This is a genomic window from Calditrichota bacterium (genome assembly GCA_020637445.1).
Classification (GTDB): domain Bacteria; phylum Electryoneota; class RPQS01; order RPQS01; family RPQS01; genus JABWCQ01.
In genome coordinates, this window is record JACJVZ010000001.1 from 131,112 (window position 1) to 145,537 (window position 14,426).

Annotated in this window: 12 protein-coding genes and 1 tRNA gene; 6 read left to right on the top strand and 7 right to left on the bottom strand. The window is 54.6% G+C overall.

Annotated features, from left to right (window positions below):
• Window positions 1-42 precede the first annotated feature (42 nt).
• The 3 genes from H6507_00495 to H6507_00505 all read right to left on the bottom strand — a co-directional run bounded on the left by H6507_00495 (window position 43) and on the right by H6507_00505 (window position 1,690).
• Window positions 43-115: transfer RNA gene (locus H6507_00495), tRNA-Lys, on the bottom strand.
• Between the two features lie 70 nt (window positions 116-185).
• Window positions 186-1,025, bottom strand: a complete 840-nt coding sequence (locus tag H6507_00500; protein MCB9367580.1) for a hypothetical protein — start codon at window positions 1,023-1,025, stop codon at window positions 186-188.
• Entirely contained in the window at window positions 1,025-1,690 is a 666-nt protein-coding gene (locus H6507_00505; protein MCB9367581.1) for an ATP-binding cassette domain-containing protein, read from the bottom strand. The genes H6507_00500 and H6507_00505 overlap by 1 nt, the downstream gene beginning before the upstream one ends.
• Before the next feature lie 278 nt (window positions 1,691-1,968).
• Here H6507_00505 and H6507_00510 point away from each other — a divergent pair, with 278 nt between their 5' ends.
• Window positions 1,969-3,966, top strand: coding sequence for a sodium-translocating pyrophosphatase (locus H6507_00510; GenBank protein ID MCB9367582.1), 1,998 nt, complete (start codon window positions 1,969-1,971; stop codon window positions 3,964-3,966).
• Window positions 3,967-4,017: 51 nt separating this feature from the next.
• On the opposite strand, the gene H6507_00515 is transcribed toward H6507_00510, so the two are convergent.
• The 4 genes from H6507_00515 to H6507_00530 are packed head-to-tail and all read right to left on the bottom strand — an operon-like array spanning window position 4,018 to window position 7,333.
• Window positions 4,018-4,824, bottom strand: coding sequence for a metal ABC transporter permease (locus H6507_00515; protein ID MCB9367583.1), 807 nt, complete (start codon window positions 4,822-4,824; stop codon window positions 4,018-4,020).
• Entirely contained in the window at window positions 4,814-5,596 is a 783-nt protein-coding gene (locus H6507_00520) for a metal ABC transporter ATP-binding protein (GenBank protein MCB9367584.1), read from the bottom strand. Before H6507_00520 ends, H6507_00515 begins: the two co-directional genes overlap by 11 nt.
• Window positions 5,593-6,429: an MBL fold metallo-hydrolase gene (locus H6507_00525; protein MCB9367585.1), complete on the bottom strand. Its 837-nt coding sequence runs from the start codon at window positions 6,427-6,429 to the stop codon at window positions 5,593-5,595. Before H6507_00525 ends, H6507_00520 begins: the two co-directional genes overlap by 4 nt.
• Window positions 6,430-6,433: 4 nt before the next feature.
• Entirely contained in the window at window positions 6,434-7,333 is a 900-nt protein-coding gene (locus H6507_00530) for a DMT family transporter (protein MCB9367586.1), read from the bottom strand.
• A 184-nt stretch (window positions 7,334-7,517) separates the two neighbouring features.
• On the opposite strand from H6507_00530, the gene H6507_00535 reads away from it, so the two are divergent.
• From H6507_00535 to H6507_00555, 5 genes are all read left to right on the top strand, one after another.
• The gene (locus H6507_00535; GenBank protein ID MCB9367587.1) at window positions 7,518-8,726 is read left to right on the top strand and encodes a T9SS type A sorting domain-containing protein; all 1,209 of its coding nucleotides are present in this window, start codon (window positions 7,518-7,520) and stop codon (window positions 8,724-8,726) included.
• Window positions 8,727-8,807: 81 nt separating this feature from the next.
• On the top strand, window positions 8,808-9,134 hold the full coding sequence (locus tag H6507_00540) for a hypothetical protein (protein ID MCB9367588.1): 327 nt from the start codon (window positions 8,808-8,810) through the stop codon (window positions 9,132-9,134).
• A complete protein-coding gene (locus H6507_00545) occupies window positions 9,134-10,357 on the top strand; it encodes a hypothetical protein (protein ID MCB9367589.1) in 1,224 nt (407 codons plus the stop codon). Before H6507_00540 ends, H6507_00545 begins: the two co-directional genes overlap by 1 nt.
• 9 nt (window positions 10,358-10,366) lie before the next feature.
• Window positions 10,367-11,851, top strand: coding sequence for an OmpA family protein (locus H6507_00550; GenBank protein ID MCB9367590.1), 1,485 nt, complete (start codon window positions 10,367-10,369; stop codon window positions 11,849-11,851).
• Window position 11,852: 1 nt separating this feature from the next.
• A complete protein-coding gene (locus H6507_00555; GenBank protein ID MCB9367591.1) occupies window positions 11,853-14,348 on the top strand; it encodes a S49 family peptidase in 2,496 nt (831 codons plus the stop codon).
• Window positions 14,349-14,426 lie beyond the last annotated feature (78 nt).

Below are 14,426 nucleotides of genomic sequence, written 5' to 3' on the forward strand. Positions count from 1 at the left end.
AAAAAGCCCTGCAAAACAATGTTTTAGCAGGGCTTTAACCAGTGCACCCACAGGGACTCGAACCCCGAACCAATTGATTAAGAGTCAACTGCTCTACCAATTGAGCTATGGGTGCTTGGGAAGGCCAAGAAAGTACAAAATCCCGAGTTGATTGTCAAGTGGAGAATTTTCGTGGGGTTGGCAGCCTACCGTTCACGGGCCGGCCGGGGAGCCCAGAAACCGGCGAGAATGGCGAGCGCAACCGCGCTTCCAAGAGAAAGCAACACCCAGCCGGAAGGAGCGGAGATTGGAGTCAAGATTAACCATCCAACGAACATCATACCGGCACGCAAAACCAGAATCGATACTAGTCCAGCCAGTAGACCCAACACGATTTCAATGATGAGCTGGACAAGTTCGAGGTCTCTTGGACGAATACCCAGCATGAGCATCAATTGCCAAGCGGTCCGCCTGTTGCGCAAGATCGCTCGCAAAGCCAGACCTACGAGTATCCACGCAAAAACCGCAAGTGCGCCGATGATGTAGGCCGTCTTGCCGCGCAGCTTGGCGATCCAGTCGTCAAGCCGTTCCCATAAATCCCGCGGATAAATTGCCTGCAGCACTCCGGGCTTGGCCGATATTTCGGTTACAAATTGATCCAAAGATTCTCGTGTCGGAGCGCGCAGCTTTACACGCAAGATCGGCGGGAACGGATTCTCGGTCAAAATGTCACGCAGCGATTCGCCCAACTCCTGTTCCACTTCTTCCAAAACCTCACGGGGAGCAAGGGACGTCACAGCCAGCACGTCGGGACGGTTCCGCAATTCCCGGGCGAGAGCCGTCTGCAGCGAATCATTCGGCGTTGACAGTTCAATCTCGATTGACAGATCATTGAGAAGGGAACCTTTCAATGAGCTGATCGTCTGCACCGAGATAATCAAGCCTGCCAACAAAGATGTCGAAAGCGAGAGCAGCAAGACGGCCAAAAGCGCCAACGTGGGCCGGGCTATCAACGTCTGCCATGAAAGTCTGAATAGCAATCCCATCAGACTAACCTACCTTCACGCACGGTCATTTTCTTAGCGCGGCGCGCAAGTTCCGTTGGACGGTGCGTCGTAAGTACGATAGCCGTACCGCGGGTGTGCGCAAAAGAGAGCAGCGATTCAATCAACTCCACGGATTCGCTGTCCAGATGCGCGAAGGGTTCGTCCGCCAGAAGTAAAACTGGAGAGTGAATCAACGCACGCGCCATCTGCAATCTTGCTTGCTCGCCGCCGGAAAGTTCATGCGGCTTCCGCAACGCGGCACCGGTCAGCCCGGCTTCAAGCAGAGCTTTTGTCCCGCGAGCTCGGCACTCCGAAGCAGGCACGCCCGCAATATGAAGGGGCAATGCAACATTGTCGAGGACCGATTCCTCCTCCAAAAACATCGGCTGCTGAGTCACCACACCGAGTTTTCGCCGCAGCAACGGCTTCTTGTGGGTCGGCAAGGGACGCAACGAAATCCCCACGACTTCGCCATAGCCCGCCGAGGGTGCAAGATGTCCATAGAGAGCTCTGACCAACGATGTTTTGCCGCTGCCGGTTGGTCCTTCGATGATGAGGAAGTCACCGGCCTGTAAAATCAAATCCAGCCCGGCCAGAACTGTTTTTCCGCCATTAGAAATCGCGCAATTCTGGAGCAAAACAACGGGCTTACGTTCAGTGGTCATTTAAGGAAGGATGAGCGGAATGATGGGATAGAGTGTGCAAGCGGGTTTCGCACGGTCTCTAATCAGACCATGCAGTGAAATTTTTAAGTTAATACCAAACAAATAATTAAAATCAAGAACGAGGGTCAAATCTTTTTAGATTGCACCTTTTCACGCTTGCAAAAGTGAGAGGAAATTGAGTATATTCTTGGTCTTAAGACGAAAGACGTGAAAAAATGGCAACATGCCATTGTCTATGTCAAGGTAAGCAGGGTCCAAGTTAAAAGTCAAGGAGCAGCATGCCAAATCCCGGAATAATCTCCCTCGTGGCGGGTGCAGTCGGTCTCGTAATCGCATTTCTGATCTATGGAATGGTCAAGAAGCAGCCTGCGGGAACGGACGTGATGAAAAGTCTCGCGGAAAAGATTCACAAAGGCGCCATGGTCTTTCTGAAGGCCGAATACAAGATATTGGCGGGCTTCGTGGTTCTCGTAGCGGTGCTTTTGTTCTTTTTCCACCCCGAACATGAAACCGCATACGCGTTCATCGTCGGCGCCGCCTGTTCGATGTTAGCCGGTTACATTGGCATGAATGCCGCAACGATTGCGAACGTCCGCACGACGTGGGCAGCCAAGGAAAAGGGTCAAGGTCCCGCATTGGTTACCGCGTTTTCCGGCGGAGCGGTGATGGGTTTGGCCGTCGCGTCGTTGGGCTTGATTGGCTTGGGCGGCTTGTACTACATGCTGGACTTGAATCCCAATGTCAAGGTCGAAGATGCGCTTGTAGGGATGTCGATGGGTGCGTCCTCAATCGCGCTTTTCGCCCGTGTCGGTGGCGGTATCTTCACCAAAGCTGCTGACGTAGGTGCCGACCTCGTGGGCAAGATGGAGTACAATTTGAACGAAGACGATCCGCGCAACCCCGCCGTGATCGCCGACAATGTCGGTGACAACGTGGGCGACACCGCCGGAATGGGCGCGGACTTGTTTGAAAGCTATGTCGGCTCGATAGTCGCGGCCATCGCGATTGCCGGAACAGGTGCCGCCTATGCATCGCAGAAACTGGCCTTCATGGGCTATCCGATGTTCCTCGCGGTTGCCGGTTTGGTCGCGTCGGTGGTTGGTATCTTTGCCGTCCGGTTGTTCCAAAAGGGCGATCCTGCGAAAGCGCTGTCATCAGGAACGCTGATTTCCGCGCTTCTTTTCTGGGTCTTCGGTTATTTCGTTACGACCGCTCTTGACTTGAAAATGGGCGTATTCTGGGCGATGGTGTCCGGTTCGGTAGTCGGTGGTTTGATTGGCCGCATCACGGAATACTACACGTCCGGCAGTCCGGTGCAGAAGATTGCGAAGTCGTCGATGACGGGATCCGCCACGACCATCATCACGGGCGTGGCCGTCGGTCTTGAATCCGTTGCGATTCCGATTATCTTGATCGGCGCTTCGATTTGGACGAGCTTTTATTTCGCGGACCTCTATGGTATCGCTATTGCCGGTATGGGTATGCTCGCCACGGTGGGCATCGTGATGGCCGTCGACGCGTACGGTCCGATCGCGGACAACGCGGGTGGTATTTCCGAGCAGGCTCACTTGGGTCCCGAAGTTCGCAAGATTACCGACAAGCTCGACAGTTTGGGCAACACGACCGCCGCGATCGGCAAGGGTTTCGCGATTGGATCTGCGGCTTTGGCTGCGCTCGCGTTGTTCTCCGCCTACACGACGGCAGTCGGTATCGACATGATCAACCTCGTGGATGCGAAGGTTGTGATCGGTTTGTTCCTTGGTGGCATGATGGCATTTTGGATCGGCGCATTGACGATGACGGCTGTCGGTCGCGCGGCCTCGGCGATGGTGAACGAGGTTCGCCGCCAGTTTACCGAAATCAAGGGATTGTTGGAAGGTAAAGAAGGTGTGGAACCCGACATCGAACGCTGCGTCGCGATTTCCACTCAAGGCTCGCTGCGCGAAATGATTTTGCCCGGCGTGTCCGCGATTTTGGCTCCGATCATTGTCGGTTTCACACTTGGACCGCAGGCGCTCGGCGGGCTGCTGGCAGGTGCGACGCTGGCCGGCGTGCTGTTGGCACTCTTTATGGCCAATGCAGGTGGTGCATGGGACAACGCCAAGAAGTACATTGAATCCGGAGAACACGGCGGCAAGGGCTCGGATGCTCATAAGGCTGCCGTCGTCGGCGACACGGTAGGCGATCCATTCAAGGATACGACCGGTCCGTCGATGAATATCTTGATCAAGTTGATGGCGATCGTGGCACTCGTGCTCGCGCCGCTGCTTAAGTAGATTCGATTAGTATGAAAGTGAAACGGGCGACCATGTTGGTCGCCCGTTTTTTTATTGTGATTTTGCGAATACTCTCGCAACCAAGAACAGCGCGAAGAGCAAGAGCACGATAATAGGGCCCGGCGAGAGTCCATAGTTCACGGCAATGACCGCGCCGACCAAAGATGTGAACGCACCCATGAGAACGGACATCGTTACCACGGTCGAAGCTCTTTGACTCATCAGTCCCGCCGTGGCGCCCGGAATCACCAAGAGTGCGCCAACCAACAGCACTCCGGCAATTTTCATTGCCAATGCAATCGTAACAGCTAAAACCGACAGGCTTCCCAAATGCAGCAATTTGACCGGCAGTCCGGCGATGCGCGCGCCTTCAGGATCAAACAAGAAGAGCAACAACTCTTCCCAATAGAACACGAGAGCTAAGACGACCACCAGGGCCAGCGCCGCGAGGAAATACACGTCGCCAAGAAATACTTGATCAAGAGAGCCGACGAGAAACTCTTCAAGGTGTCCGCCGCCGCAATCGTCGTGACTGTGCATCTGGTCATGCACTCCCGACAGCAAAAGTCCGAACGCGACGGCCGCGGCCAACAGGATGCCGATGGCACTGTCAGAGGAAATGTCGTCACGTTTGGGCAAGAGTCCGACCGCGATGCTAAAGATCAAAGCAGTCAAGAGTGCCACGGGAAACACGGGCCAATGTAAAAACAGAGCAAGTCCGACTCCCGCGATCATTCCGTGTGAGGCTCCATGTCCCATGAAAGCCATCCGGCGATGCACAACCATGAACGACTGAGCGCCGCAAGAAATTCCGAGCAAGACGGCCGCGACCAGCATCGGCCAAAACTCAATGTTCATGGGGGCCTACCACCATATGCGGAAGTGAGTGATCGTGGAACACCAGCTTCGCGGGGCATCCGTAGATCTTTTCGACGTCCGCGGTCGAGAGCTTTTCGGGCGCGTCGTGAAAATGAAGCTGTACATTTAGACAAGCGAGCCGGTCGCAGATAGGAGATATTGCACCGACGTCGTGCGACACCAGCACAACCGTAAGTTTACGCTCCAGCCGCCATTCGGCGAGCCACTGATTCAGCAAGTCTTGCCCCTGCGCATCGACTCCAACCGTCGGCTCATCCAGAAGCAGGAGTTCCGGTTCATGCACCAGTGCCCGCGCCACCAGGATTCTTTGTTTTTGTCCGCCGGAAAGAGTCCACCAGGTTTTGTTTTTGTGCGTGGTCATCCCGACTCGTTCGAGCGCGCGCGCAGTCTTTTGTTCGCTTGCGCTTTTACCGAGCTTTGGTAAGCCGTGTGCGAGGAGTCCCATCGCAACAACTTGCTCTGCCGTGACGGGAAAGCGCGCCGTAAATTCGCGCTGCTGCGGAACGTGCCCGACTTTGCGCCGCCAGTTCGTTCCCGTGCGCGGGTCATCTCCAAACACACGCACGCTGCCGGACAACGGGGCTTCCAATCCCAGCAGCAGTTTTAGCAGCGTGGATTTTCCCCCGCCGTTAGGTCCGATCAGTCCGACAAACGCACCCGCTTCCAGTTCCAGCGAAACATGTTCAAGCGCGTTCGTATTTCCATAACGAAAAGTTACGTCGGACAATGTTACAATTGAATTCGTACTCAAGGCTGCTTATGTAAGTTTTGAAGTGAATCTTCTTGGAGCACGTCAAGCGTGTGCTCGAGTAAGGATAAGTCTCCGATCTTTCCGTGTCCGGGAATCACAATTTGGGGAGCCAGCGGCAGCAGAGAGCGCACGGAGTTAGGCCAATCGCGCATCACTGCGTCGCTCTTGTTGCCCACACGCTTTCCGGCAAGAATGAGACAACCGCCGAACAAAACATTGCGCTCCGGCAGCCAGACCACAACATTGTCGGGCGAATGTCCCGCACCGGGAAAGATCGTTCGTACTTCTTCATCATCAAACTGCAGGGAAAGACCCTGCTTGAGAGGAAACAGCGAGTCCGGAGCGGCAAGTTCCAAATTCTGAAAGTACTCTGACCACAGCGAATCTCCGCCGACGTAGTCCAGCAAGAGAACCCGCATAGGATCGATTCTGCTTTCGAGGAGTTCCGCACACAAATCCGACCCGTACACGGGAATACCGCGCTCTAAATAGACCTCATTCCCACCTGTTCTGTCATTGTGGAAGTGTGTATTGATCGCGGCAAACCGGAGGGGATGAAACTTGTCAATGAGCCAGTCAAGCCAGAGTGCGGTGCTAAGGGTATCGTTTGGAGAGTCCACCAGCAGAAGCGTCGAGTCGCGCATCAGGGCGGCCAGAAAATTCGAGGTATACGGAGAGTCGTGGGTCCCGACAATCGTACTTTTGTCTAAGGCAGTCTCCGTCACCCTCCCGAACTGCGTTTCGCAAACGACTTGCGCCGGTTCGGAAGCTGGCAGTATAGACGCATGCACTAAGATACTTGCAACAATCAAACAAGTCAGTGACTTTGTCATGCGTCTAATCACGAGAGGGTTCGGCAATCGCCGGAGTTCTGGGTTCCAGGACGACAATTAGAATACACAGGACGATAAGTACCGCCCCGACCAATGTCCAGCCTGTGGGAACTTCTGAAAAAATAGACCATCCCAAGAGCGTCGCACCAACGGGTTCGCCTAAGATCGAAGCAGACACGACAAATGCCGGGAGATATCCGACGGCGAAATTTAAGAGAGTATGTCCAATAAGGGTTGGGACCAGCGCGAGCAGCAAAAGCGCCGTCCAGCTATCGCTCGTGAAGCCTGTCAGAGGTTTGTGTGCAAAGCCCGCCAAGGCCATTAGAATAATCGATCCACTGACATGCATCACGAGCATAAACGGAACGATCGGCGTGGTTTTGCGAAACGTTCTCGCAAACAGCACAAAGACGGCGGCCAAAACCGACGCGGCCAAGGCCAGCAAATTCCCGGTCAGTGCTGTTTCTCCGCTGCCTCCGCCAAATGTAATCGCCGCCATTCCCGCCACGGCGCCAAAAATCGCGATCCGGCTCAGCCAACTGACGGCTTCCTTGAGGAAGATCGTGCCCAAAAAGGCGGTGAATATCGGTTGAGTACAGGTCAGAAACGTAGACGCGGCGATAGACGTATAACTTAGGCTGGTGATAAAGCAAACTTGATGCAGGGCAATAATCGCCGTGGCACCGAAAATTCCGAGCAGCTTTTTCGGCCCCATTTCCCTCAGAGCCTGCCGCACGGTAGGGCTTAAAAGCGCAAACAGGAAGATAATCGCGCAAAACCCGCTGCGCCAAAATGCCGCCGCCATTGGCGGAACATGTGCAGACCGGATGAAGATCGCCGCCGTCGAAACGGCCAAGATAGCGGGGAAAAGGGCGACTTTTGCGCGAGCTGGGAAGTCGGTCAAGATGGGTCTATTGAGTTTAAGAGTCTGTCACAGGGCTTGCAACCTGATTTCGGACTGACTTCCAGCCCGTAAGTTCAGAAAATATACAAAACGACCCTGAGATTCACAATTGGCCGGTCTTGGACAAATGGGCCAGTTGCGCTTGCAAGAGGTTGTATTTTTTGATATTTTGAGGATTATGAAGATGAAAACGACCGGAATATTCCTGTGCCTGATGTTCCTTTGGACCACCAGTGGCCATAGCCAGTACTTGGCAGTGCGCGGCAGTGTTCCGCTTACGCCTCGTACCGATGTGGCGATTTCCGGGACAAGTGCCTTTGCCTGTGGCGCAAACTCCCTGAGTATTGTGTCGTTTTTTAATCCGTCTTCTCCGGCCGTGACCGGTCAGGTTGCCCCGGGCGTGGGAGATCTTTTGGCCGTTGCCGTGAATGACGGCTATGCCTATTGCGCGGGCAACGTGAGCGGCATTGTGGTGATCGACGTCAGTGATTTGTCCGATCCGACATGGGTACGCAACGTACAGGCCGCCGCACCGGTCTTGCACGTTTCCGTCAGTGACACGTTTTTGGCGGTTTCGACGTCACTCAATGTGACGCTGTACGGGTTGAGGAATCCGGAGCAGCCGCATTTCTTGGCGACATTTGGCCGTCCGGCCAATCGCGTGGCAATCGACGCCGGCACACGCAAGATTCACTGTGCAGGCACGACCGGAGCTTTTCTATTGGGCTGGACAGTGAATCAAGGTGTCGTGACCTTGAGCAGTGCCGATGAGTTCGGTTCGACTGCTTTTACTCACGTTGCTCTGGGAAACTCGTACGCCAACTATATTCAGAACCTCCAGTTCAGCGCGCTGAACAAGACCACTTATTCGCTCGCCGGGCAATATGGAGCCGTGGCCCAAATCACCGCGCTGGCTTCGGGATCGAATTTCTCGGTCATTGGGCTGGCAACCAGCGGTGTCGAGTACCTCCGGCAAACGAATGCAACTCCGGTATTTTCATCGTCCGTGCAAACTCCCGGCGGGGTTGCAGGCTTGGCCATATCTTCGAACGAACAGCTAATGGTCGCGGCAACTTCTGCGGGCGTCACCATAATCGCAAATTCGCCGCTTGCATCGGACCCTGTGGCACCGCTGCCTGAAGCGTTCACTTTGTCTGCTTTTCCCAATCCGTTTAACAGCCGAACGACCCTTTCTTGGACGGGTTCATTGCACGGTGGTGCTGAGCTTTCCGTTACCGACATACTTGGTCGCGAGGTCATGCGGTCGGCGGTGCCCGCAGGCACCAACACGCGGCAATTGGATTTTAGCGGTTTGGGGGCGGGAAGCTATTTCGTGAACTTTGAGACGCCACAAACACGCTCTGAACCATTGCGTGTGATCTACCTCCCCTAAAGTTCGCGCGTTCCGTTCGCTTTTCCGGGTCTCCGGGAACTCGACCTATCGTTTGCTCCATTCTCGAACAACCATTCGACTATGAATTTCCTTCAACTCATCGTGGAGGCGCTGCTGTATTACTTGGCGTGCTCGCTGCTTGCCAAGAAAGAAGACGCGCCCGGCTTCATTCGTGTTTTGGTCGTTGTGCTCGCGCTGGCCTTTGTCTCCGGCGGAATCAACGCAGTACTTCCTAACTTCTGGATCTCGAGCGCGATCATCGCGATCATCAATTTCTTCATTTTGTGGATCGGCCTCGGAATAGGACTGTTCCGTACGGTGCTCGCATTGATTGCGGTGATGATTTTGCGTTCGCTGCTGCAATATTACTTTGGTCCTACCGGACAAGGCCCCGCACTCTTCACCTAATGCGACTACTTCTTACTCTATTGTTACTTGCTTCTGCCGCGCAGTCCGCTGAACTCACGCGGCAGAAATTTCTTTTGTCCTTTCCCGAGATCTCCTACGACGACAATAGTGTGTTCTTCTCGAACGACGAGTGGTCGGCTGTATTTGTTGGGAAAGAGGGCGCGATGTTTACGGTTCCGCGCGATTCCATCGAAATACCGACACCCCTTGAGAGCGGCCGTACGTGCAAAGTCGTCGTGGGAAACGCGACGTACTCGTGCAGCCCGCTCCGCGGCAACTCCCTTGTCCGGCAGGACGCGTTCGGCAATTCGGACAAGACGATCTCGGCGCCCAATGTCCGCGCGATGGAAGCCTTGGCCGAAGCATGGGATAAACCGGATGTATCTAAGGCGGACGTGACCGAAGAGCTCGGCCCGCTGTGTGAAGACGCGAGCAAGGTTTGGTTCGGATTGGTTGCTTATTATCGAAACGGACAGGACCCCGTGCCCGGTTTGGGCTGGTATGACACACGCACGGATCAATTCGGTCGAGTGTATGCCGCCTCACTTGAAGATTTTCTTCCGCGTTGGATCGGCGTGCGTCAGGATACAGTTTGGATATTTTGCGTCCCGACTGGAGCAGACGTCGGCGGAAAACTGTTGAATTATTCAATTCAGAGCGGGACGGTAGGCATCATAAGTCCCAGCGCTTACGGCATTCCCGGCGATACACTTTTGAATGTCGCGATGTGGAGGAACAACTTGCTTTTGGCCACGGAGAATGCGGTCGCCATCTGGCCGCATGGTAAAACACCGTGGGTCTGGCAAACGGACGCGTACGCCACTCGCGTAGGTACATGGCTCAAGTTTATGACGTTTGACATGGCCAACGGCCTGAAGGTCATTGGCGGAGATTTCTTTCCCTTGCCGATAAACAAACCTGCGCAGGCTTTCGCAAAAGTCGGCGATTGGATAGAGCTTCTTGCACCGACCGGCATCGAAGCAACGATGCCGTTAACCCGATGGAACAAGCGAAAAGACAGGTTTACGTCTATCGATTGGGGCTGCGGGGATCAAATGTGTTTTGAACGGATAAAGATCAACGTGTCCGGCGCGAATCACGAAATGGATTTGCTCGACGCTCCGCTCGCTCCGCTTGGGGACGAAGGTTCACAGAAAAAAGTCGGCATGCGCGCGGGCTGGGCACCTGCGTATGACCTTGTGCCGGTACTAATGAAGAAGTAGATTGGTTACATGAAGCGAAGATTTCTGATTTGTTTGATAGCATTGGCCGCGGGGGCGACAGCGTTGTTGGCGCAGCCCGCCGTAACACTCGAAGACTTGCTCGAGGAAGCGGAGACTGCGCTGGCCGAAGCGAAAGCACACGAAGTGCAAGTAATCTCTCCCCGTCGCGTGGCAAAGGCAGAAGAATCGATTCGCGAAGCACGTGACAAGATGGGGAAGGCGGGTAGCGATAATCTCGTGCGCTTGAATCTGGAGAGTGCGTTGGAATCTCTCGAAACCGCGGTAACACATGCAGAGACGGCTCGACCTAAGCTGCAGAGCATCCTCGAAGCCCGCGACGCCGCCAAAGCCGCGGGAGCGGAAGTTAGTAATCTGCCGGCGTGGCAGCAAGCAGAACGCGGGCTTATGGAGATTGCCGGAAAGATTGAGCAGGGAATTGAATCGGAGCTTAGTGGATTGCGCGAACCGCTTGCGCAGCAGTATTGGGCGGCGCGCCGCGAAGCCTTGCGTGATGGTCTGCTCGCAAATGCGAAGTCGGACATCGCGGCCGCGGAGAAGCTCGACGGTGACAAACATTTCCCGACTTTGATGGCTCGTTCGCGACAGGCTATGTCGCGGGCAGAAGCGCTGCTTGCACAAGAAAACCTCGACGATTGCCGAATAGCGGCGCAGGAAGCATCCGATTACGCAATCCACGCGAAGGGACAAATTGAATACAGTGCGAGTGCCAAATCTTCGCGCTCGCCGGACGAGGCGCTTTTGCTGCCGTACGACGACCTGCTGACCAAGATGGCAGCGGAATGGGGGGAAACTCTGTCGTTTGAAGGCGGTGGCGAGGCCGCCATTCGCCGCTTCGAAGAAATGTACGCTCGCAACATGGCTCGAGAGAAAGCAGTCCGTGATTCACTCGAAGGCGTAGTAATGACGTCGCGAGAGAGTATGGAGAACTCGTTGACGGACATGCAAACGAGTTTGGCCGACCAGCAAAACAAAATGACCGAGTGCGAGCAGCGAATTGCGGATATCCGAGCGGAGCGTGATTTGGCGGTGAGCCGCCTAAGGAAGCGTGAATTGACCGCGCAGCGCGCGCAAATCGCGCAGACGGCATTTGATCCGGGGGATGCCGTGGTCTATCAAAATATGGACGGAAATATCATCATTCATCTGTACGGCGTAAAATTTTCCAGTGGCCAAGCAACCTTAGGCAAGGATCAGAAGTCTATATTAAAGAAGGCGGCGGAAGCGATAGAAGTCTTTCCGGACGTGAAAGTCGTCGTCGAGGGACATACCGATGCCGAAGGTTCGGAGTCGAGCAATCAAGAATTGTCGGAAAAACGCGCTGCGGCAGTTGGAAAAATGCTCGAAGGCGAGCTCAAATCGAAAGTGGCGATTGAAACGGTCGGCAAGGGTGAATCTACGCCAATTGCCTCGAATGATACGGCCCGCGGACGGGCACTCAACAGAAGAATCGACTTAGTATTAACATTGCCGTAATATGAAACGGATCATCATTTTTTTGGTTTTGCTGACAGCGGCGGCCGTTCACGCAAGTGACCGTTCGCCGTTGCTTCTCAATTATGGTCAGGGAATCCTGAACACGGGCTCAACACCCGGGTCATACATGGGAGCGATAGGTTCGTTTTGGAATCCCGCGGGGTGGTCCACGATGTCCCGCTCAGAAGCGGTATTTTCGTGGGATGACCGCAACGATGCGCGCAAACGGCTCGACAATTGGGGAGTTTATCTCGGTGGTCATGGTCTCGGAGCGGTGGTACGCAGGAATTTGGTGTACCGGAACGACGATTACTATGCAATCGATGACTATCAACTTGCCATGTCCGGAGGCAGCCGAGGTGAAGGCTGGGGCATCGCCTACGGGTGGTCCAAAGGAGACAGCGCAAAGGAGTTGCGCCAGCACTACTTGACGGTCGGGAATGTTTACCGTCCGTACAAGTATGTCTCAATCGGCAGTGCGTGGACGCTTGGATTGCGGAACGGCAGGTCGAGGTTTCAAGGTGATTTGGGATTAAGACCGTTTGCGGGGTCGCACAAGCTCACGCTGTTCGGAGATCTTGCGGCTCACGACAAGGACAACTTCAAGACGATGCAGTGGGGCGGAGGAGTCGAGGTTATGCCCCTGAACGGCGTTCGCATATCCGCCAAAATCTCCAAACTCTTTCCTGACGATCCAGCTCCGTGGTTCACACTTGGGATTGGTCTTTCCGTCGATGAGGCAGGCGTGCACGTTACGCCGAACTACAATAAGAAATCCGATATTCAGTATACGAGCTACGCCGTTCGAATTGGCAAAGTCGAGCCAAGTTTTTCCGGACAAGAGAAAGGCAAGCGCGTCGTGGCGCTTGGCATGCGCGGCACTCTAACCTATCAGAAGTCGCGCTGGTTTGATCCCGGTCGGCAAACGTTGACTGAAATGCTTCAGCTTGTTGAGGATGCTAAGAACGACCGGAGCGTCGGCGGCATTGCGATGAATCTTTCAGGATTCAATGCACCGCGGGAATTGGTCTGGGAGCTGACTGAAAAACTCAAGGAGTTTCGTGCCGCTGGCAAAAAAGTTTACATGTATGTAGACCGTCCCACGATGACTCAAGTCTATCTTCTGACGCAAGCGGACTACTCGTGGATGGATCCGCTGGGTTCGATGGACATGTTGGGGTGGTTGATGGGCGGCACCTATTACAAAGGAATGCTTGAGAAGCTCGGCATCGGCGTCGAGGAGTTTCGCTACTTCACGTACAAGTCCGCATTCGAAAGATTGGCCCGCGAAGACATGTCCAAAAAGGACCGCGAGCAGCGCATGAGTTTGCTGTCCGATTTTCACGACGAATGGTCGCATGCGATAGAAGAGAATTTGGGAATCAGTGCGGATTCGATCAAACTCGCGATGGATTCGCTTGGTTTGATCACCGCTCACGAAGCTGAACGGTTCGGTTTTGTGGATACGGTCGCTCGCTGGACGGATGCCGCGGACATAATTGAAAGCGAGCGCGGTTCTCGTGCGAAGTTTGTCGAGCGCGGCGAGCTTAATGAGGACAAACACAGCGATCCGCGGTGGGGAGAATATCCCAAAGTCGCGGTCGTTTACGCGCTTGGCGAATGTGCGATGGATACGGGTATTCGCGCGCGCTATACGTCAAGGCTTCTGCGCAGGCTTGCCAAGGATGACAATATTCAGGCCGTGGTCTTGCGTGTCGACTCTCCGGGCGGGGACGGTCTGGCATCGGACTTGGTGGCCGACGGTATGCGTGACGTCTCAAAAAAGAAGCCGATGATTGTCTCTCAAGGGCGAGTCGCGGCGTCAGGCGGCTATTGGCTGAGTTCACCCGGCGACCGGGTGTTTACGTCACCTTTCACGATTACCGGGTCAATAGGAGTGATTGCCGGTTGGCTGTGGAACGAGCGGCTGACTGAGAAAACCGGTTTGACATTCGACAAAGTACAGATTGGCAAGCATGCCGACTTGGGAATGGGAATAGAGCTTCCATTTATTGGCGTCGAAGTTCCCAACCGCGACGTCGACGACGAGGAGCGGGCGCGTGTCGAGAAGATCATTCGCGGGCACTACGACGATTTTGTGGGAAGAGTGGCCGAAGACCGCAGCCTGCCGCGTGAAGATGTGGAAGAAGTTGCGCAAGGTCGAGTGTGGGGTGGGCGCGCCGCGATTGAGCATGATCTTGTGGATGAGATTGGCGGTTTGGAACAATCGATTCTTTATGCCAAGGACAAAGCAGGAATCCGCCCGAATGAGAAGATTGAGCTGGTTGAGTTTCCGAAGCCCGGCTTGATCAATTTTGACAGGTTGTTTGCACCGGCCTCGCCGTTGGCGGCTGTCGGATTGAAACTCGGGCTCTTTGGCCGAGGGGAAGACAATGTGGACGAGTTCCCACATGAACTGAAAGTCATTAAGTTGTATTCAGAACATCCCGGACAGCCTTTGCTCCTCCTGCCTCCAGAAGACATGATCGAAGATTAACGACTTAAAGCGTAAGAACTCGTTTGTGGCGAGCGACCAATAGGTCGCTCGCCTGTTTTTTTGACGTTTACGATTTTA